The following is a 21891-nucleotide window of genomic DNA, read 5'->3' as shown; positions in this document are numbered from 1 at the left end:
TATGCGCAGATTGTATATTTGCAATCTTACAAAGCAATTTCGCCTAATTAAATAAATATACATGAAGTTATCACAATTTGGTTTCGAGTTACCAGACGAGTTATTAGCTGAATATCCAGCAGAGAACAGAGACGAATCGCGTTTAATGGTTTTAAACAGAAAAGAACAAACCATCGAACACAAAATGTTTAAAGATCTCATTGATTATTTTGATGAAGGTGACGTTATGATTCTCAATAACACCAAAGTATTTCCAGCAAGACTATTTGGAAATAAAGAAAAAACGGGAGCGAGAATAGAAGTCTTTCTTTTAAGAGAATTAAATGAAGAGCAACGTTTATGGGACGTCTTGGTAGATCCAGCAAGAAAAATAAGAATTGGAAATAAACTATATTTTGGTGAAGACGAGAGTTTAGTTGCCGAGGTTATAGATAATACGACGTCTAGAGGACGTACTCTTCGGTTTTTATACGACGGATCGTATACGGAATTCCGTAAAAAATTAACCGAATTGGGCGAAACACCACTCCCAAAATATATCCAGAGAGAGGTAGAGCCGGAAGACGAAGATCGTTACCAGACTATTTTTGCCAAAAACGAAGGTGCTGTTGCTGCTCCAACGGCAGGTTTGCACTTTTCTAAACATTTATTAAAACGCTTAGAAATTAAAGGTGTCGATTTTGCAGAAGTTACGCTTCACGTAGGATTAGGCACATTTAATCCTGTAGAGGTCGAAGATCTTTCTAAACACAAAATGGATAGCGAAGAGTTAATAATTGAAGAAAAAGCAACTAAAATTGTTAACAATGCCTTAAAAAACAAAAAGCGCATTTGTGCAGTTGGGACTACCTCAATGCGCGCTATAGAAAGTGCGGTATCTACAAACGGTGAGCTAAACGAGTTTAATGGTTGGACCAATAAGTTTATTTTCCCACCATACGATTTTAGTATTGCAAATTGTATGGTTACTAATTTTCATACACCAAAATCTACATTGTTAATGATGGTTTCGGCTTTTGCTGGATACGATTTTGCAAAACGCGCTTACGAAGAAGCCGTTAAAGAAAAATATAAATTTTATAGTTATGGTGATGCCATGCTAATTATATAAAAGTTAAGAGCCTTGTTTTTACAAGGCTTTTTTATGCTTTAAATTAAAAATATATTCATGTTTTTGGCATTACCCTAAAAAGGGTCGGGCTTTCCGCTATATCTTTTTAAAAAGGGCATTGCCAAACGGAGTTAACCGTTCTATTGGCCCATTGTTGGTTTAATAAAGAATTAGGTTTTAAACCGTTTTAAAAAGGATGCCGCATCAATCCCTAATGCAAAGCTTAGCATAGATTAAAAGTACTAACGGTACTGCGTCAATCGAAATCCTTTCACTATTTTTGCAACGAGATGGAAATTAAGAAAAAAGACATACGAGCCTTTACCAAAGAACAACTTCGGGAGTTCTTTGTAAAGCAAGGTGATAACGCATTTAGAGGTAATCAAGTCTACGAGTGGCTCTGGCAAAAATCGGTTTATAATTTTGAAGACATGACCAATGTTTCGAAAGAAACCCGAAAAATGCTTGAAGATAACTTTGTTATTAACCATATTCAGGTTGATAATATGCAGCGCAGTAGCGATGGTACAGTTAAAAATGCGGTACGTTTACACGATAATTTAATTGTTGAGTCGGTTTTAATACCAACACCAACACGAACAACAGCCTGTGTGTCCAGTCAAGTGGGTTGTAGTTTAGATTGCAAATTTTGTGCAACAGCGCGTTTAAAACGTATGCGTAATTTAAACCCAGACGAAATTTACGATCAAGTTGTCGCTATCGACAACCAAAGTAGATTGTATTTCGATAGACCGTTGAGCAATATTGTGTTTATGGGTATGGGTGAGCCACTTATGAATTATAATAACGTTATTAAAGCCATCGATAAAATCACTTCTCCTGAAGGGCTAGGCATGTCGGCCAAACGTATTACAGTTTCAACCTCTGGTGTTCCTAAAATAATTAAAAAAATGGCAGACGATGCGGTAAAATTCAATTTAGCCGTGTCCTTGCACTCTGCTATCGATGAGGTTCGCACGTCTATCATGCCGTTTAACGAAACTTTTCCGTTAAAAGATTTAAAAGAATCCTTACAGTATTGGTATCAAAAAACTGGTCGTAAAATTAGCTACGAATATGTGGTTTGGAAAGATATTAACGATTCTCAAAAAAGATATCGATGCTTTAATTGAGTTTTGTAAACACGTGCCTTGTAAAGTTAATATTATCGAATATAATCCTATTGACGATGGGCGCTTCCAACAGGCTTCCAATAGTGCTTTAGAAAACTATATAAGCAGTTTAGAAAAAAATAGAATAGTAGTTAACGTACGTAGAAGCCGAGGTAAAGACATCGATGCTGCTTGTGGGCAATTGGCTAACAAGAGTTAATGCGATATCTTTACCTAGTTAGGACTTTCTTTAAGTTAGATATCCTATTGTATTTGAAGTGGTATCTTTAATTTTTCAATGAAAATAGTAGAACAAATAAAACAGCCTATAGTTGACGAAATGGAACTTTTCGAACAAAAGTTTCAATTATCTATGGCTAGTAAAGTGGCTTTACTAAATCGCATTACACATTACATTGTTAATCGTAAAGGGAAGCAAATGCGGCCAATGTTTGTGTTTCTGGTGTCTAAAATGGTAACTAACGGCGAGGTAAACGAGCGCACGTATAGAGGCGCATCGGTTATAGAACTTATACACACGGCGACATTAGTTCACGACGATGTCGTGGACGATAGCAACCGCCGCCGCGGATTCTTCTCTATAAACGCCTTGTGGAAAAACAAAATAGCTGTTTTAATTGGCGATTATCTGCTCTCAAAAGGCCTGTTATTGTCTATTGATAATAACGATTTCGATTTACTTAAAATTATATCTATTGCCGTTCGCGAAATGAGTGAGGGTGAGCTGCTTCAAATCGAAAAGGCTCGCAAATTAGATATTACCGAGGAGGTTTATTACGAGATTATCCGTCAGAAAACCGCAACACTTATCGCGGCTTGTTGTAGCTTGGGAGCAGCATCAGTTAAACCACAATCTGAAGATGTAGAAAAAATGCGCAAATTTGGAGAGCTTATAGGTATGGCCTTTCAAATAAAAGACGATTTGTTCGACTATGGTGAAACCCAAATAGGCAAGCCTACAGGTATTGATATTAAGGAGCAAAAAATGACCTTGCCGTTAATTTATGCCCTAAATCATGCTAATAAACAAGATAAACGCTGGTTAATTAATTCTATAAAAAATCATAATAAAGATAAAAAGCGCGTCAAAGAGGTTATTGCTTTTGTGAAAAACAATGGGGGTTTAGACTATGCGGTGCATAAGATGAAAAGGTATCAAGCTGAAGCCCTAGAATTATTAGAAACTTATCCAGATTCTCCATATAAAAATTCACTAAAACTTATGGTGAATTATGTAATTGAAAGAAAAAAATAACACCATCTTTTAGCGATTTCAAATTTGAGAACGCCTATAACATATAAACGTTCTCAAACTTATAAAGGTTTTTTTAGCTTAACCTATAACACTAGAATATGATTTGTTGTGGTCTCCGTGTTTTTAAATTATACCAAATTAATTTTGAAATGTTGTATTGTTAATTTGGTATTATACCAATTTAGTTTTGAAATGTCGTTTTATTAATTTGAATTATTTTTTGTCCAGATGAGATAGAAATCGCAGATTCACGAACTCTTTTTTTTACTATAATAGAAGCGTGAGCTAAAATCAAAGCATAGCCTGAGTTATGGTTTTATTTTATACCGAAATATGGGCGAAAAAGAACTGCGAAGCACATCACGAACTCCTATTTATAAAATAGAAAGATGTGAGTAAACGAATTATATGCGGCATGACATGGCTAATTTGGTATGACTTCGGTTTCTAAATGTTGAGGTTCAGATATTTTAGGGTTGTTAAGGTGATAAAATCTTAAATCGTGCTCATGTTGTCTCGCAGAACTAAAGTTAGATATACGCTTTAAATACCCTATAACCCTAGTGCCGTAATCTATATTTTTAGAATGGCACTTGCTACATTGTTGTAAAGTGCGTTTATCTATGTTTTCACAATCGTTACAAATAGTAACTTTTATATTAAAACAAAAGTAATTACAGCCTGCTAAGGCCGTGGCATTTATCAGTTTTAAAAACCCTTCTTTATTCGGTGCCTCTTCCAAATTTAAATGTAGTGCAGAACCTCCGTCTAAATATTTAATGGTTTCATTGCCATGAAGTATGATTTTGTCTAATGTGTTTATTGAGGTGTCTTCAACTGGATAGAAATAAGAATTGTAACAATCGCGAGGCACGAATAGGCCATCTTCTTTATCCCATTTCGCATTTTTTACGCCTAGGTTTTCGGCAGGAACGAATTCGGTGTTAAACATGTATCCGTATTCTTTTTTTGCCGCTTTATTGGCGTTGTAAATAACTTCTAGGTTTTTAGACACAAAATTTTTGTAAGCCTCACTGTTTTCTGCTTTTATGCCCTGGCTTTCGGCAGCTTCAACCATACCATTAATGCCAATTGTTAAAAATTGCTTGTCTAAAGAAATAAAACCAGCATCGTAAACCGGCAACATTCCAGCATTTTTGTATTCTTCAATTAACTTTCTGTAAGCGACTTGGTACTTTTGGATTTTGTCTATTTCAATTTTAAGGTCTTTATCTTGTTGAATTAAACGATTCATGTTTACCGTTATCACATTTATAGAACCTGTAGAAACACCACCAGCACCAAGCGAATAGCTAAAGGTATTATCGCTAATTTCGTTTCTTAATCGGCAGCAAGATGCTAAACTATCGGCACTTTCCGACTGGTATATAAAGAAAGAGTTCCCCTCGCTTAATTCGCTAGCACACATATTTGCAAATTCATGGTCTACAGGCTTTCCTTCTTTTACTAACATAGCGGCCGTAACTACAGGAAATGTTAATACCGCTTTTTCCCTTTCTTTATTAAACCAGGTCATAAAGAATTGTTGTAGTTTTTTTAAAGTTTCCCAATTAGGTTTAGCGTTATCTGGAAAAACAAAATCGCCAAAGAGGCTGTTAAAATATTTTTCGTCGTATAGTGAAATATTCCAAAATACAGATTGATATCCTCTAGCTGCAGCGGGTTGGTTTATAGAATAGATAACGTGTTGTAAATGATTTTCTATGGTTGACGATTTGGTAATGAGGTAGTTATCGCCATAATCTTTTTTTGCGAAATAATCAAAGTACAACAAGAACTCTACAGTAGCTAGGGCGCCTGCAAATTGAGAACTAATTGCGAAAACCAGGTTTATAAATTCGCCACAATAACTTTCTAAATGCTGTGGTGCTTTACTTTCGCCACCCAATTTTGTTAAACCATCAAACAAAAAAGGATACATACTTATAGAAGTGCAATAAGGCTTTAGAGAAGTTTCATCGTGCACATAAATCTCATGATTTTCTATTTGTCTTACATATTCGTTAGCTAAATCGTCTCCAAAAAGTTGTGCAATTTTGTTTTTTACTAACTGTCGGTTTACTTGTACGTTAATGTCTTTATTGAGCTCGGCTTCTAGGGTGGCAATATTTTTAGAAGATACATTAGCGTTGGCATCCATTTTCGAGCCATCTGCGGCGTTATTAGCGTTTATATAATTACTAATAAAACTAATTTTTTGATTTACTTGTTCTTGGGTTAATCTAATCATGACTCAATAGGTTTTAAGAATAAATGATTTAATATTTTGTTTGATTTGACTTCTATAAATTTTTGATTGGTTGTTTTAGACTCCAAACCTCCAAGGTGGGCAATCCATTTACCGGTTTTTACCCAATCTAAAGATTTCAAGATCTTGTTGTCAATACGGTCTTCACCAGTATACAGGCAAGTTTTATAGCCTTTTTTTTGAGCGAGCTCTAAATAATTAATTAGGCTATTTTTGTGCCATTCGCCTCCCATGAATAACACGCAGGTTGCAAAACCTTTATATTTATTTAGCACATCGTTGTATAAGGAAGGTGTGAGTGCTGTTCCGCTTTTTTCTTTCCACAAAAATGGGGAATGACACCCTTGGCAGCGAATCTTGCAACCTGAAATGCTAAAGCAAATACTAACCTCTCCAGGCACTTCCTGTAACACTATTTGTAGGCTGTGATAATACATGATATGGCTTTGTGTAAATGAGATAACAGGGTAAACCCAGCCATCTTTTTTACGATTTATAAACTATATTGAGAAACCTATGGCTTATGCAACATAAGACTATTTTCTGCCAGTAACTTTTGTCCCGAAAGTTTAGCATGTTCACGAATTTGGCAGGTCTTCTGACTCGCTCTAGTCTCACGTCTTCCCATCCGTGTAAATTGGACAGTGACTAAAGAATGTGAAACCTTGTTTTAGAGCTTACAGCTGCGGGAACAGTTTAGGGTTTTCACCTAATTCCCTTTTAATCCTATACAATAATGGTATTGTAAAAGCACCAAATTCAAGGTCAAACATAACCAATAATTCTATTTGAAGATTAGAAAGAAAAATATCTTATTAAGATAGTTGTTAACAGAAAAAAAATGGAGAAGTGGCTGGTAGGCTTAAAATAAAAGTAGCTTTATATTGTGATATTACAGGAGGTGGTTTTTAAAACAAAAATGTAGGTACAGAGGCCTTAGTTTTAAATTTAAGCCCCACATACCTACATTCTAAAGGTCTGCAAAATATAATCCTTTTTACGACTTAAAAATCGATTTGAAATCTAACTTGAAAAACATTGGCATTCCCTTTTCCTTTTACATTGGCTAATACATTATTAAATTTTATTCTGGTTGCCGAGTTTAAATACCAGTTTAAACCAATGCTTATGTTTTCTTGTTGTCCTCCAATAATACTTTTGGAGTCTAGGTTTGCACTAGTAAAACGAAACGCTAATTCCCAAGCACCTAACCCATCGCCATCACCAAGGTTTTTGTTTGGTTTAACTCTACCAAAACCGTGATAAGAACTTGCAATATTAGCAGATTCTCCTGTTATAAAATAACTGGCTTGACCAAAGTAGCTTGAAAAGTTATAGTTATTTATGTCGGTTTTAACATCAGATGACATATACTCACCATGCAGTGTAAAAGATTTGATTATATATGCGGCCTCTAAACTTAACATGTTAACGTGTTTAACATTTAAGATATCACCGGTATCAATATACTCTGGGGCTAGATGTGCTGGCTTAGCACTTATCGAGTAGGTATCAATATTTCTATGGCTAAATCCTGCACCAACATGTAGTATGTTGTTATCAGCTTCATTATTTACTAATAAGCCCGTAATTCGGCCTGTTACTGCGCGTCCTTTGTTGTTTGAAGGCTTAAAATAACCTAATTGCGCCGATAATCTACGGTTTAAAAAATCATTAAAAATCATTATCCCATTCGATCTTTCTGGAGTAAAATCTGTAGGGAAAGCCCTTTCTATAAACGTAATGTACTTATTGGTTGTTAGAGACTCTAGTCTAAGAGGTTCTTTAAAATGACCAACCTGCAAATTTCCTACAATAGGAATGTTTTTGAGGTGTATGTAAACATCCTTAAGAGATACTTTTTTATCGGTGAAATCTATTTGTAATTTAAAGGCTGTATTGTTGTAAATAGAACCCGACAAAAAGAAACGAGATCTTCTAATTTCTAAAGCTTCTGTTATTTCTAGCTTATTAAAAGCATTATCTAAGTCGTTATTTTGATTAAACAAAGAATAATCGGCCATTATTCTTCCACCAAATTTTAATTTAAATTGTTCATCTTCACTTTCAATTTTTAAACCGTTATCCCATTTTGTTTTAAACTTTAGTTTATCGTCTTGAGAAAAAGCATCGGTTACAAATAGGCTTAAGGCAAAAACAAATAAAATTTTTATAGATTTCATAAAAAGTGTTGATTTTAATTTTTCTTTTTCGTTTGATTTACGTCTTGCAAAAGTAAAGAATTTTTAAGCTAATAAGAAGTCATCTCGGTTTAAACCTAAAAAACACGGTTAGGCAATAACTATTTTAAATCATCAATGTCCGATAACAGACATAAGACCGCTTCGCTTTTAGAATTAAGAACAAAGACTTGATTCTAACTAGCTGATAAACAGAAGTACTTTAATTAAAAAAAATCTCCTTTAAATCTTAATCTGTATGTCTGTTTTTCGTCATACGACGAAAAAATCTGCGTTCATCCGCGAAATCAGCGAGAAAACAAATATAGATAAGAGAGAATTATCCCGCATATTCCGAAGATTATCGCGGAATAAAAATAAATATTTATTTTCCTGTCGGCAGAAAGATGTCATCATAAGTTACTAACTTATAGGTTTATGACATAAAGCGAATAATCATCATAATAATTGTTTCAAATAAGCAAGGTACATTTAAAAAAATGTGCAAAGTTCTTTATTTTAAAAGGATTGACAGCATCACAATATTTTTAATCGGACATTAGTGATTTTAAATGTGTTCTAAATCGTTTTAAGCATCGTACTTAATTTTATGGTATTCTTTGCAGAAATATAAGGTGTTCTATATAACTTTGTGGCTTAATTTAGAACTAAAATATTATGGCAGTAATCATGTATGTAGATTTTCCGCATAAAGATGTATGGGGAAAAGAAATGGCAAATCAAATGAAGGATCTTGCAGAAAGTATTGTTAAAGAACCTGGTTTTATTTGGAAATTTTGGACGGAGAACCAGAAAGAGAATATGGCGGGTGGTGTGTATATGTTCGACACTCGAGAACATGCAGAGCAGTATCTTAAAATGCATTCCGAACGTTTAAAAAACTTTGGATATACAGACATAAAAGGCAGGGTTTTTGAAATAAACGAAAATCTTTCTGCAATTGGACAAGCGCCATTTTAAGGCGATTTGGGATTTAGATGATTTATTTTAGAATCATCTAAATCCTTTTTGAGTTTAACATTTAATTCTTTCAAGCTTTGGTGTCAACCTTATTTTTTGTAGTGCTAGGTTGGCATGATAAATATTTACAAGATAATTGTGAATAAAGACTTGACATTATTCTCTGTGTTTCTAAGTAACAACACAAAATAATAGGTTTTTTTAAAAGCTCATTTCTTGCTTTTTCAAATAGCGTTCAAATTATAGGGGTTTTTAATTAGGCAAAACCAATATAGCCTTATCCTATCAAGGTGTATTTAACGACTAAATATGGAGTCTAAAAAAGATCTGATACTCGTTTGATGCACTCTTATAAGTTCTTCTTTGGCATGGCTCATGTCTGTAATGTTTTTGTCTCGCGAGAGCTTGAATTTTCCTTCCCAATGGGTAATATCAATTTCAAAACCCTGTATATAATGTATCAAACTGTGCATTTTGGGGTGGTTTATGTCTAATTTGAATTGATGTTCTGGATGTTCCATAAATGTTGTCAAATCAACTAAACTTTGTTTTAGGGTTTCTGTGCTATTAATGGCGCTTACTTGGCCTTTTAAATGTACTTTTATGTAATTCCAAGTCGGCAACTCAGAGCTTTTGCAAACATTAGGAGAAATATAGCAGTCAGGACCAGAAAAGATAACGTTAATGGGTATTTGGTCTTTCAGTAATTTTGCTTGTGGGTTGTTTTTATCAATATGACCAATAAGCTTCCCCTTTTTATTATAAATTAAAGGTAAATGTGTTATTAGCGGCATCTTGTTTTCTACTGAAATTAGCGTTGCTAGGGGATAGGTTTTAATCACGGTTATTAGGTGATTAATATTGTTTTCTTGATAGTGTTTCGGTGGATATTTCAACTGGGTTTAAGAATTTATTTATAGTTATTACAATTTTATAAATTTACAATAATTATATTTATCACATGTCTATAGAGAAATCATCATCATTATCAATTAAAAATTGGGCACAAGACGATCAGCCACGTGAAAAATTACTGCACAAAGGTAAAGTTGCTTTAAGCGATGCAGAGTTGCTTGCTATTTTAATAGGTTCTGGCAATAGGGAAGAAAGTGCTGTAGCCTTATGCAAACGCATATTTGCTAGTGTTAATAATAGTTTAAGTGAGCTAGGTAAACTGTCTGTAGAGCAATTAATGGCATTTAAAGGCATTGGCGAAGCTAAAGCTATTACCGTAGTTGCAGCCATGGAATTAGGGAGAAGACGAAGAAGTGAGGCGGCTTTAGATAAATATAAAATTAGTTCGAGTACATCGGTTTTTGAATTGATGCAGCCTATAATAGGTGAGTTGGAACACGAAGAATTTTGGATTATTTATCTGAATAATTCTAATAAAGTGATTCAAAAAAATCAATTGAGTAAAGGAGGTATAACAGGTACTTTGGTCGATGTGCGTTTAGTTCTTAAAAATGCGCTGCAATTTGGAGCAATTGGTTTAATTTTGGTGCATAATCATCCTTCAGGAACTTTAAAACCCAGTGAAGCCGATATACAAATTACTCAAAAGTTAAAAACGGCAGCTCAAAGTATAGATATTAGAGTTTTAGATCATTTAATTATAACAGAAAAGGCTTACTATAGTTTTGCCGATGCCTCCATGTTATAACATAAATTAAAAAAAAGCAAACGTTTCCAAAAAGAACTCCAAAATATTAAAATAGTTACAAAGCTCAGCTAAACATTATATATGCTATTAGTTTACACTCACAAAATAACCCCAAGATTAAAATATGTATTTAAGCATATTTGCACCAATATTTTGGGTATAGATGTTAAGTTTACAACGGTAATTGAAGAGTTTATTGCACACGATAATTTAAAAATGTCGTACACAAGACAGCAACTTTCAAACGAATTTTTTATTAAAAGTCACGATGTATTATTTGAGCAAGGGCTGTCGGATTTAGATATTCAAGTACACGATTGGGAAGATACCAAATGTTTCTTTTACAATGGTGAGAAATGTGCTTTACCATTCGATATTTTTTCGGCATCTTTTTATTTATTATCCAGATACGAGGAGTACTTACCCCAAGTAAGAGACTCGTATGGTAGGTTTTTGGCTACCGAGAGTTTGGCATTCAAACATAATTTTTTACATCAACCAGTTGTCGATATTTGGGCTTTAAAATTTAAAGCCGCTTTGCAAGATCATTTACCAGATTTTAAATTTCCAAAAAAATCCTATCGTATTAAACCGGTAATTGATGTGCCTAGTGCCTACAAATATAAGCTTCAGGGGTTTTTAAGGACTTTTGGCGGTACTATTAAAGATATTTTGCGATTTAGGTTTAGAAGTTTATACGAAAGGTTTGTTATTATTTTAAGTTTAAAAAAAGACACTTTCGATACTTTTAAGTATATAATCAATAAGCAAAAACAGTGTCGTTATAAATTTATGTTTTTCTTTTTAATAGGCAATTACTCCACATACGATAAAGGTGTAAATGTTAACAAAAAGAAATTGAGATCCCTTATAAAACAAGTGGCAGACTATAGTACGGTAGGCTTAAAAGCTTCTTATTTTGCTATGGAAGACAGTGCTATTTTAAAGAAAGAGAAACTGCAAATGGAGGCGATTATAAACACCGCTTTAACAGCATCGAGGCATTCTCACTCTAAACTTAATTTGCCCGAATCTTACAGAAATCTTATCGAATTAGAAATTAAAGAAGATTATACCATGGGTTATATCAATCATATTGGGTTTAGAGCAGGTTCCTGTACACCATTTTTATTTTACGATTTAGATTACGAAACGCAGACCCCTTTAAAAGTTTATGGCTATCACCTTATGGATTTTGCTTTGTTAAAAAATCAATCACAATTAGACAAAAAGAAGGCATTAAATCAAATAATAAATGAAATAAAGAAGGTAAACGGCGAGTTTGTCCCCGTTTTTCATAACTATACCTTTAGCAATATACATCGCTGGAAAGGGTTTAAAGAACTATTTAATATTATTTTAGAATCAGCAAAATGAAAATTAAAGGCATCACAGATATTTTTTTCGACTTAGATCATACCCTTTGGGATTTCGATAAAAATTCGGCATTAACATTCGATAAAATTTTTAAAATGAACAATGTCCAAATTGATTTGCGTGAATTTTTATCGTATTACGAACCTATTAATCTAAAGTACTGGCGGCTTTATAGAGATGAAAAAATTGATAAAGCATCACTGCGCTTCGGTAGATTAAACGAAGCCTTTACTGCAATGAATTATGCAATTAATAACAAGCTTATTAACCAGTTGTCTGACGATTATATCACACATTTAAGCAGCTTTAATCACTTATTCGACAACACCTTTGAGATCTTAGATTATTTAAAATCTAGATACACCCTCCATATTATTACCAATGGATTTAGAGAAATTCAACATAAGAAGCTAAAAAACGCTAAGATTAACCTTTATTTTAAAACGGTTACAAATTCGGAATCTGTAGGAGTTAAAAAGCCCAATCCCTTAATTTTTAATTACGCGCTTAAAAACGCAAATACCACGGTAGACCAGGCTTTAATGATAGGTGATAGTTACGAGGCCGATATACTTGGGGCTAAAAATATTGGAATGGATGCTATTTATTTTGGAGATTTTAATAAGGAAGTCGGTACTGGTTTTAAGCAAATAAATGATTTACTTCAGTTAAAAAATTATTTATAACTTACAAATTGTATATTTACATTTACCATTAAACTCTATATTTAAAAATATGAAAACTAAATTAATCTCACTGTTTTTAGCTTGTTTTATAATTAGTACTGCATTCTCTCAATCTGTTTTAAATGATTATAAATACGTAATTGTTCCGAAAAAATTTGGTTTTTTAAATGAAGAAAATCAATATCGCTTAAACGAATTGGCAAAATTTTTATTTGAAAAAGAAGGGTTTATTGCTTTAATGGAAAGTGAAATTTACCCAGACGAGCTTATTTTTAATAGGTGCTTAGCTTTAAAGGCTAATGTGTTAAAAGAATCGGGTTTGTTTAAAACAAAACTTAAAATTCAATTAAAAGATTGTAACGACAGAGTCGTGTATACCTCGCCTTTAGGAGAAAGTAGAATAAAAGAGTTCGACAAAGCCTATGTCGATGCCATGCGCAAGACCTTTCAAGCCTTGAGTGCTCAAAATTACAAATATAATCCAGCTAAAAGTGAGGCTTTAGTGACCGCAGGTAATGCGAATACAATTGGCAATGAGACCACTCAAGAAATACAAAAACCAAAAGAAAAAATGGTGCCTTTAAAAAAGGAAAATGAGGCTGCTGTCGAGGTCTTAGAATCTGAAATTAAAGCGGTTACACCTACAGTAACCCGCACCAGCATGACTATTTTGTATGCCCAAGCGATTGAAAACGGTTTTCAGCTGGTCGATAGTACTCCTAAAGTTGTGTATAGAATAAAATCCACAAATTTAAATGACGTTTTCTTAGTCGAAAACAAAAGTGCTCTTATTTATAAGAAAGACAATGATTGGGTTTTAGAATATTACGTGAAAAATGATTTGAAACAAGACATCTTAAATATTAAATTTTAAAAATAAATTTAGGATTTCAAAACCACGCGTTGCGTGGGTGCTTAAGCTTATGTTTTGATGAGTTATCGATACAATAAATACTGCTCTAGGTTATTCTAGGACGGTACGATCTTATTCATTAATAACCCAAACCAGAAGGCATTCCTGAAAAATTAGTACCCGTATTTATCTTTCCATCGTTGTTTTAAAAATTCGCGTTGTGCATTTTCTCGCGTGTTATTTCCTGGATCGTAAAGCGTCGTGTTTTTTATGTCGTTTGGCATAAATTCTTGTTCGACAAAGTTTGAGTTATAATGGTGTGCATATTTGTAATTATCACCATAACCGAGTTCTTTCATGAGTGTTGTGGGAGCATTACGAATTTCGAGCGGTACACTTAAATCTCCTGTTTCTTTAACCAGTTGTTGTGCTGTATTAATAGCTAGGTAAGCGGCATTACTCTTTGGCGAACACGCTAAATAGGTAGCACATTGACTTAAAACAATTCTAGATTCTGGGTAGCCAATAGTCGTCACGGCCTGAAAGGTGTTATTGGCTATTACTAAAGCTGTGGGGTTAGCATTTCCAATATCTTCACTGGCAAGAATGAGCAAGCGGCGTGCAATAAATTTCACATCTTCACCTCCTTCAATCATGCGTGCTAGCCAATAAACGGCTGCATTAGGATCGCTACCACGAATTGATTTTATAAAGGCTGAAATAATGTCGTAATGTTGTTCGCCAGTTTTGTCGTACCTAACGGTATTATTTTGAATTTTTTTTAAAACTTCCTCATCTGTAATTATTATAGTGTTAGTGTCGTAGGAATTTATAATCAACTCAAAAATATTTAGCAACTTCCTAGCGTCACCTCCAGAGAGTTTTAAAAGGGCTTTGGTTTCCTTTAAATCGATTGATTTTTTCGATATAACATCGTCTTTCTCCATGGCGCGATGTAAAAGTGTTTCCAGATCGTTTCTACTAAAAGGCTTTAAAATGTAAATTTGGCAGCGCGATAAAAGCGCTGAAATGACTTCAAAGCTAGGGTTTTCTGTCGTGGCACCAATTAAGGTTATCCAGCCTTTTTCAACGGCCTGTAATAAAGAGTCTTGCTGCGATTTGCTAAATCTGTGTATTTCGTCAATAAATAAAATCGGATTTTTAGTTGTAAATAACCCGCCACTTTGTTTGGCTTTATCGATTACATCACGAATATCTTTAACACCAGAATTTATGGCACTTAGCGTATAAAAGGGTCGTCCAGACGCTGTAGCAATTATATTTGCAAGGGTCGTTTTTCCTGTTCCGGGTGGTCCCCAAAAAATCATGGATGGTATTAATCCCCGTTTTATATGCTGAGTAAGTACACCGTTAGGGCCCACCAAATGCGATTGACTCACATAATCTTCTAAAGTTTTTGGTCTTAAACGTTCGGCTAAAGGTTCATTCATGGCTAAAAATTAAAGTATTTACGTTTCCCAAAACAATACTATCTTATTAGGCTTTCTAAATTTTGTATAGTTCTGTACCCATAGTAAGTAGAGTTCAATTAAATATCAAATTTAGTGATAATTAATTATTTGTTATCTTTAACGTATAATGAGCAATAAAGAGCATTTTAAATTTTCTACAGGGGTAATCGCGTATCCTATTTTATTCGTTTTAATACTATGGCTGGTTTTTTGGTTCGAAGTTCGTTTTGGAATCAATCTAAGCAAATATGGTATTTATCCCCAAACGTTTAGTGGCCTTCGTGGCATCGTGTTTAGTCCGTTTATTCATGGCGATATTCAACATATTTACCACAATACAATTCCACTGTTAGTATTGTCGACGGCATTGTTTTACTTTTACCGACATATTGCATGGAAAGTACTATGGTTTGGCATTTTATTCTCAGGTATTATCACGTGGGTTATAGGCAGACCATCATATCATATCGGTGTTAGCGGCCTCATATACGTTTTAGTTAGTTTTACCTTTTTTAAAGGCGTTTTTGCAGGGCATTATCGGCTTATTGCGTTGTCATTATTAGTTATTTTTCTTTACGGAAGTATGATTTGGTATGCCATACCACTGGAAAGAGGCATCTCTTGGGAAGGCCATTTAGGAGGTTTAATAACGGGCTTGTTTTTCGCTTTATTTTTTAAGAAAGAAATTGCACAACCCAAAAAATATGTCTGGGAACACGAACATTATAATGAAGCGGACGACCCATTTTTAAAGCATTTTGATGAAAACGGTAATTTTATAGAATCTTTCGAAGTTCCCGAAACCGAAGTCGAGATAGAGCCTCCCACAGTTGTTTATACATTCAAGAAAACCGAGGATTAGATGATTACATTTTTTAATTATAATCTTTGTCTTAAGACTTCATACAAAAACACCCCGCAAGCTACAGATACATTTAACGATTCAATATCACCCATTAAAGGCAATTTAGCTTTAGCGTCAACTACTTTTAAGGTAGAGGGGTTTATCCCTCTGGCTTCAGATCCCATAATAATGGCACAGGGCTCTTTAAAGGATACATCGTATAAAATATATTGAGTTTTTTCGGTGGCAGCAACGACTTTAATTCCTGAAGCTTGCATATAAAATACGGCATCTTTAATATGGTCTACTTTACAAATAGGGATTTTAAAAACGGCACCAGCACTGGTTTTAATCGTATCGCCATTTACAGGAGCACCACCTTTTTTCTGAATAATAATACCATCTACACCTGTGCATTCTGCAGTTCTTATAATAGCACCAAAATTACGAACGTCACTTAATTGATCTAAAAGTAAAAACAAAGGTGTTTTACCAGATTCCATGACGTTTGCAATCAGCTCTTCCATATTATGGAAGGCAATAGGCGATATTTGAGCAACAGCACCTTGATGGTTCTTAGTTGTTAAGCGATTAAGCTTTTCGACAGGAACATAAGACTTATTTATAGCGTTTCTGTTTAACAACGTCTCTAACTCGCTAAATAATTCACCTTTTAGTCCTTTTTGGAGAAAAACTTTATCTATGGTTTTGTTAGCATTAATCGCTTCTATAATGGCTCTTAATCCGAATATCTGTGTTTGATCTTGCATTATGCAAAGGTAAAAAACTTAGGCTATTTTGTGTCAGTTATTAAATTTATTATTATTTCAAGACACTCTTTGGTAAAGTGATCTAAATAGTGACTTTAATGTGATCAGATTTTAACATTCTTTTGCATAGTAGTAATTGAAGTGTTTATAAGTATGTGTATAATTTATTGTTAACCATGTTTTGGAATTGCTAAGAGGTTTTAAGTACATAAAAAAAGCTGAACAATAATCTTATTGTTCAGCTTTAGTTTATTTACTAGCTTTTTAAGCTAGATAACTATTGATTAACTTGAGTAGTATCATAAAGACCTACAGATGTTGCAGGGGTGTTTGTGTTAGAATTTATTTCATTTAAAGGATAAAGAAACCTTTGTGGTAAAATAGGCGTATCTGCATTTTTAATTGGTACACCAATTAAGTTATTTGTACGTCTAACATCATGAAAAACTTGTAAAGACCCAATTAGAGAAATATACTTTTCTTCTAAAATTTCTTCTAAAAGTGTTGCTCCGGTAGATGTAGTTGCTGGGAAAGCACCACCATAAATTCCTGCTAATTCTGTTCTTACAGCATTAAAAGGGGTTAGGGCGTCATCACCAGTTCTTTGTGCTGCTTCAGCTTCAATCAACTTAGTTTCTATATAAGAGATGATTGGGAAATCTGCGTCTTCAGCAAAAACACCACCAGAGGCTGTATTAGGATTAACATTGTCTGCATAGTAATACGCTTCTCTTTGGGTTTCTCCTGGTGTTGCTAATAATCTTGGTGTCGCACCAGATACCAGATTGTATAGATGTGATCCTTCAGTTGTTAAGTAACCCTCTCTTTCTACTTTTGTAAATACAAAAAATAAATTTTTTGCACCAACTGTTGAAGAGTGACTAGCCACTAAATCTCCATTACTAGATGATATGCCTAGCCTAGCTTCTGCCAATGCAGAAGGATAATCTTTGGCAACTAAATAATAACGTGCTTTAAGGGAGTGAGCTACTTCCGCCCATGTTGCACCATTACTAGCAAACCTTAAATCGCCATATATGGAAACAGGTGTAGAACCTACTTTAGAAATTCCAGAAGTTAATAAATCTTGAACACTATTTAAAACGTCTGCTTGCGCATCGAAATTAGGCTCAGGGAATGCTTGAGCATCAAAGGCTTCTGTAAATGGTACATCTCCAAAAAGAGCTGCTGCTTCACCCATTAATAAAGCTAAATTTATCTCAGCAACACCTTCAAGCACTGTATTACCTTCTTCAGCAGCCTTTTTTATTGCTAAATCTGCTTGTGTAGCACCTTCGACATACAAATCTGACCAAATGTCATCATAGTCCGTATTGGAAGTCGTATAACTATTTAAAGGGATAAATTGTCTATCTGCACCTGTAAACTGATCTGTGAAAATCCCAGCTACTCTTGCTGCCTGACTTTCAGATAGGGTAATAATCGACAATTGTGCATTTCCTAACAATAATTCTGCTGGAGCAGAAGTGAATGCATTCGGGTCGTCATTAATACCATCGGTATATTCACTACAAGAGGCGAGTGTTAAAACAGCCATAAATAGTGATAATGTATATAATTTTATTTGTTTCATAATATATTGTCTTTTTTAGTTAGAATCCTATTGTAACGGTCATAAGAAAGGATTTAGTTGCTGGATTAGTAAAATAATCTAATCCTCTACCTTTACTCGCTCCTGTTAAATTTAAATCTGGATCAAATCCTTCAATATCAGTCCATAAAAATAAATTACGTCCTGTCACACTTAATTGTAGTTCAGTAATTCCCGTGTTTTCAATTAAAGCTGTGTTGAAATCATAGGTAAGAGAAAGTTCTCTTAAACGTGTCCAAGAAGCGTCTTTAACAAAACCCTCTGTTACATTACCAAATCCTCCACCTTCTGCGGTGTACCACGATTGAGTTAAAGCAACATCGCCATCACCAAAGTCTTTAATGTTACCTCTAAAAACGGTTCCAGCGGGAATCACATCAGTAGAATTATAAACTCGTAAATCTTGATTAGACACAGATTCATTAGCGGTTACTTCACTAATTCCAAAATAATTTAGAACGCCTTCCGTTCCAGTCCAAACATCATTTCCTTGAGATGTTTCAAATTGAGCGGAAAGTGTAAAGTTTTTATAGGAAACAACTGTCCCTAAGCCACCAATCCAATCTGGATTTGGATCTCCAAGTACTACGGCCTCATAGCCTGCAGTAGTTGTAGGGAAGCCATTCTCTAAAATCATCTCACCATTAGCGTCTCTGGCAAATTCATTACCAAAAATCACTCCAAAAGGTTCACCTTCAACTAAACTTGAAGAAGCCGAAGTAAAACCATTTAATCCATATTCCTTCACCCCACTTAAACTTTTAACAAGACTCTTATTTTTTGAGAACATGGTGTTTAAAGACCATTTTAAATCTCCACTGTTAATAATATTTGCGCTTAAATCTATTTCGAATCCTTTATTAGAGATTTCGGCAGCGTTTCTAAACTGTGATGTAAACCCAGTACTATTAGGTACGGGTAAATCTAATATTGCATCTTCAGTTGTTCTATCGTAATAGGTTGCTCCTAGTGTAATTTTGTTATTAAAGAAGCGTATGTCTGCTCCAACTTCGAATTCTTTTACACGTTCTTCTTTTAGGTCTGGATTACCTGCAATAACATCTCTTTGAAAAGGGTTACCGTAGGCAGCATTATTTAATCCATCTCCCCAGCTTGATTCTACGCTACTCGTTGCACCACCAGCAGAAAAAGTAGAACTTAAAAGATAAGGTTGTGGCTCGATTCCAATTTCACCGTAAGATGCTCTTATCTTACCAAAGCTTAAGATATCGTTCTCACCAATAATCTCAGAGAATTTCCATCCAAAAGAGGCACTCGGATAGAATAAATTAGTCTCTAATGTAGATGGTCTTTCATAACGTCCTGCAAACTCAAAATATAGTTGATTAAACAATTCTGTTCCTATAGTTGCATAAGCTCCATGTTTTCGAGTTTCTTCCTTATAATTCTCTATGGAATTATCTGCAGCTGAAGCATTACTAAATATTCTAAGGTCATCAACTATAGGGTTTGTGAAATTTTCTGAAGTACCTGTAACCCATGCCAATTCTTTTCTATCCAATGAAGTTCCAAGAACCCAATTTAAATTAAAATCATCGCTAATGTCGTGGCTAGATTGAATAAAAATATTAAAGTTTTGTACTTTTTCATTGATGTCTTGTTGCTCGTAAAGACCTACACCACTTCCAGCAGAATTAACTGGAAAGAATGTTTCTCTATGGTCAGTATAGTAATCGATTCCGTAGCGTGCAATTACGCTCATGTTATCTTTTATTTTCCATGTAAGTTGAGGAGCAATAGTAAAACGTTCAACTTGGTTTGGGTTAGCCTGCTCATTAATTGTCCAAAGCGGGTTGTTATAAATAGCTCCGCCACCGCCAACATGGTTTCTGTAAGTTCTGTGGTAGTTCGCCGTTGGTACATTGGCACTATTGTAAAAAGTACCTTTGTAATCAGTGATATCAAAGTCAGGAGCATTTCTTAAGTAACCAAGGTATAAACCATTAAGATTTGAACCTTGCTGTATACGGTCTGAAACCACCTTTGCATACGATGTGTTAAATTGGATTGAAAATTTATCAGTTAAATCAACAACATGATTTAAACGTAGCGTTTGTCTTCTATAATTAGATTTTCCTTTAATAATCCCTTCTTGATCCCAATCTGAAAAACTTAAATAAGTCTTAAATACGTCACCAGAAAAATTAATCCCAATAGATTTATCCCAAGTAAACCCTGTACCAAAAATGGCATCTCTATTTTTTTGATTAAAAACTTCTCGTGAGTTTTTGGCTAGTGAGCCATCAGGGTTTGTATCTAAAGGATATATAATATTTCCTGTGATAGATTCTAATCTTTGGTTGCCTACTATAAAACCATCGGCACCACCAGAACGATCTGCTATTTTATCACCCCATGATAATCCACTAAGTGAATATTCTCCATTAACTCCCTGACCAAATTTGTTTTGTTTGTCAAATTCAATATTAATAACATCAATAGCTATTGTGCTTCTTACAGATACCGATACTTTATTTCTCCCTTTACCTTTTTTGGTATTGATTAAAATAACACCGTTCGCAGCACCTGTACCCCAAACTGCAGCAGCTGCTGCACCTTTTAATACAGTAACGTTTTCTATATCATCAGGGTTTATATCATTAAGTCTGGATTGTTGGGTAACACCATCTACATCTCCACCAATACTACTGTTAGACATTGGTATACCATCTACAACAATTAAAGGCGAGCCGTTTCCTAAAATGGTATTTTGTCCTCTAATTTGTATAAAAGCACCTGCTCCAGGGTCTCCAGAGTTTCTGGTAATTTTAAGACCAGAAGTTTTACCAGCCAAACCTTGAATAACACCAGATTCTCCTGATTTTTGGATGTCTTCCGCGCTAACTGTGGTAGAAGAAGAAAGGTCATCATCTTTTTTCTTTTCTATACCTAAGGCAGTAATAATAACCTCATCAAGAGACTCGGCATCCTCCTGCAAAGACACATTTACAGTGTTCGAAACTCCGACTGTAACCTCCTGAGTAGTATACCCAACAAAGCTAAAAACCAAGGTGGCCCCTTGATTCGCATTGATTGAATATTTGCCATCGAAATCTGTCGATGTGCCAGTGGTTGTACCTTTTACTAAGACTGTTGTTCCAGGCAGCGGCATTCCAGATTCGTCTGAAACTGTCCCAGAAATTGTCTTTTCTTGTGCAAATGCAAATTGCACAACAAACGCTAGAAATAGCGTTAAAATTCCATTAAACTTTGTTTTCATTTTATAATTATTTGAATTAGTCAACGTCAAAAATCATAAAATAAAGTTAATAAAACAACAAATAAAAGTTAAAGTTTGTGATATAGGTATTTTTTATTCTCAAGTTAGTTACTATCGTTGTTGGTGTTTTTGGGGTTTTTAATTTGAACGGTTTGAAGGTTTTAGCGGTTTTTTTTTTTTTTTTTTTTTGCTTTATGCAGCAAATCGCTCTTTTGGTTTGGGTGAGTCATATCGTTTTTTTTTTTTTTTTTTTTTTTTTAATATGACGTCTTATATATTTTTCAATGATGGTGTTGCAACTGTTTTTAGTGATTCGCTTTTTGCATATAAGTTTTTTATTTAGGCTTGATGACTAAGTAATTTACCTTGTGATAATTATAGTTATCATTATTTATACTTATCATTATTAAAGACTTTATTATTTAAAAAAAACTTGGCGCTGTT

16 protein-coding genes, 1 pseudogene and 1 riboswitch are annotated in these 21891 nt (G+C 34.2%); of the genes and pseudogenes, 9 read left to right on the top strand and 8 right to left on the bottom strand.

The features are described from left to right. Window positions 1-61: 61 nt before the first annotated feature. The 3 genes and pseudogenes from queA (at window position 62) to FEZ18_RS03200 (ending at window position 3499) form a co-directional block, all read left to right on the top strand. Window positions 62-1111, top strand: a complete 1050-nt coding sequence (gene queA / locus FEZ18_RS03210; protein WP_153266989.1) for a tRNA preQ1(34) S-adenosylmethionine ribosyltransferase-isomerase QueA — start codon at window positions 62-64, stop codon at window positions 1109-1111. A gap of 290 nt (window positions 1112-1401) precedes the next feature. Next, a pseudogene (gene rlmN / locus FEZ18_RS03205) lies at window positions 1402-2443 on the top strand (23S rRNA (adenine(2503)-C(2))-methyltransferase RlmN). A 78-nt stretch (window positions 2444-2521) separates the two neighbouring features. Next, window positions 2522-3499: a polyprenyl synthetase family protein gene (locus tag FEZ18_RS03200; protein ID WP_153266988.1), complete on the top strand. Its 978-nt coding sequence runs from the start codon at window positions 2522-2524 to the stop codon at window positions 3497-3499. A gap of 424 nt (window positions 3500-3923) precedes the next feature. On the opposite strand, the gene nrdD is transcribed toward FEZ18_RS03200, so the two are convergent. The 3 genes from nrdD to FEZ18_RS03185 all read right to left on the bottom strand — a co-directional run bounded on the left by nrdD (window position 3924) and on the right by FEZ18_RS03185 (window position 7951). Then, on the bottom strand, window positions 3924-5750 hold the full coding sequence (nrdD, locus tag FEZ18_RS03195) for an anaerobic ribonucleoside-triphosphate reductase (protein ID WP_153266987.1): 1827 nt from the start codon (window positions 5748-5750) through the stop codon (window positions 3924-3926). Continuing rightward, on the bottom strand, window positions 5747-6205 hold the full coding sequence (gene nrdG / locus FEZ18_RS03190; protein WP_153266986.1) for an anaerobic ribonucleoside-triphosphate reductase activating protein: 459 nt from the start codon (window positions 6203-6205) through the stop codon (window positions 5747-5749). Before nrdG ends, nrdD begins: the two co-directional genes overlap by 4 nt. 133 nt (window positions 6206-6338) lie before the next feature. Next, window positions 6339-6541: riboswitch (cobalamin riboswitch) on the bottom strand. A gap of 231 nt (window positions 6542-6772) precedes the next feature. Next, window positions 6773-7951 carry an OprO/OprP family phosphate-selective porin gene (locus FEZ18_RS03185; protein WP_153266985.1) on the bottom strand — a complete coding sequence of 393 codons (1179 nt, stop codon included), beginning with the start codon at window positions 7949-7951 and terminating at the stop codon, window positions 6773-6775. Between the two features lie 675 nt (window positions 7952-8626). Between FEZ18_RS03185 and FEZ18_RS03180 the strand changes: the two genes are divergently transcribed. After that, window positions 8627-8929, top strand: a complete 303-nt coding sequence (locus FEZ18_RS03180; protein ID WP_153266984.1) for a monooxygenase — start codon at window positions 8627-8629, stop codon at window positions 8927-8929. Between the two features lie 296 nt (window positions 8930-9225). On the opposite strand, the gene FEZ18_RS03175 is transcribed toward FEZ18_RS03180, so the two are convergent. Continuing rightward, a complete protein-coding gene (locus tag FEZ18_RS03175; protein WP_153266983.1) occupies window positions 9226-9825 on the bottom strand; it encodes an FMN-binding negative transcriptional regulator in 600 nt (199 codons plus the stop codon). Between the two features lie 65 nt (window positions 9826-9890). Here FEZ18_RS03175 and radC point away from each other — a divergent pair, with 65 nt between their 5' ends. From radC to FEZ18_RS03155, 4 genes are all read left to right on the top strand, one after another. After that, window positions 9891-10592, top strand: coding sequence for a RadC family protein (gene radC, locus FEZ18_RS03170; RefSeq protein WP_153266982.1), 702 nt, complete (start codon window positions 9891-9893; stop codon window positions 10590-10592). Between the two features lie 81 nt (window positions 10593-10673). Continuing rightward, window positions 10674-11969 carry a polysaccharide deacetylase family protein gene (locus FEZ18_RS03165; RefSeq protein ID WP_153266981.1) on the top strand — a complete coding sequence of 432 codons (1296 nt, stop codon included), beginning with the start codon at window positions 10674-10676 and terminating at the stop codon, window positions 11967-11969. After that, window positions 11966-12655, top strand: a complete 690-nt coding sequence (locus FEZ18_RS03160; protein WP_153266980.1) for a YjjG family noncanonical pyrimidine nucleotidase — start codon at window positions 11966-11968, stop codon at window positions 12653-12655. Before FEZ18_RS03165 ends, FEZ18_RS03160 begins: the two co-directional genes overlap by 4 nt. A 49-nt stretch (window positions 12656-12704) precedes the next feature. Beyond that, on the top strand, window positions 12705-13529 hold the full coding sequence (locus FEZ18_RS03155) for a hypothetical protein (RefSeq protein WP_153266979.1): 825 nt from the start codon (window positions 12705-12707) through the stop codon (window positions 13527-13529). 152 nt (window positions 13530-13681) lie between these two features. On the opposite strand, the gene FEZ18_RS03150 is transcribed toward FEZ18_RS03155, so the two are convergent. Continuing rightward, the gene (locus FEZ18_RS03150) at window positions 13682-14959 is read right to left on the bottom strand and encodes a replication-associated recombination protein A (protein ID WP_153266978.1); all 1278 of its coding nucleotides are present in this window, start codon (window positions 14957-14959) and stop codon (window positions 13682-13684) included. A 148-nt stretch (window positions 14960-15107) separates the two neighbouring features. On the opposite strand from FEZ18_RS03150, the gene FEZ18_RS03145 reads away from it, so the two are divergent. Beyond that, on the top strand, window positions 15108-15842 hold the full coding sequence (locus FEZ18_RS03145) for a rhomboid family intramembrane serine protease (RefSeq protein WP_153266977.1): 735 nt from the start codon (window positions 15108-15110) through the stop codon (window positions 15840-15842). Window positions 15843-15859: 17 nt separating this feature from the next. On the opposite strand, the gene rlmB is transcribed toward FEZ18_RS03145, so the two are convergent. From rlmB to FEZ18_RS03130, 3 genes are all read right to left on the bottom strand, one after another. Further along, entirely contained in the window at window positions 15860-16594 is a 735-nt protein-coding gene (gene rlmB, locus FEZ18_RS03140; RefSeq protein ID WP_153266976.1) for a 23S rRNA (guanosine(2251)-2'-O)-methyltransferase RlmB, read from the bottom strand. A 277-nt stretch (window positions 16595-16871) separates the two neighbouring features. Further along, window positions 16872-18188 carry a SusD/RagB family nutrient-binding outer membrane lipoprotein gene (locus tag FEZ18_RS03135; protein WP_153266975.1) on the bottom strand — a complete coding sequence of 439 codons (1317 nt, stop codon included), beginning with the start codon at window positions 18186-18188 and terminating at the stop codon, window positions 16872-16874. 19 nt (window positions 18189-18207) lie between these two features. Then, on the bottom strand, window positions 18208-21447 hold the full coding sequence (locus tag FEZ18_RS03130; protein WP_153266974.1) for a SusC/RagA family TonB-linked outer membrane protein: 3240 nt from the start codon (window positions 21445-21447) through the stop codon (window positions 18208-18210). Window positions 21448-21891: the final 444 nt, after the last annotated feature.

It is taken from the genome of Oceanihabitans sp. IOP_32, from assembly GCF_009498295.1.
Taxonomy (GTDB): domain Bacteria; phylum Bacteroidota; class Bacteroidia; order Flavobacteriales; family Flavobacteriaceae; genus Wocania; species Wocania indica.
Note: the sequence above shows the minus strand (reverse complement) of the source record. Positions and strands in the feature narration are given on the sequence as shown.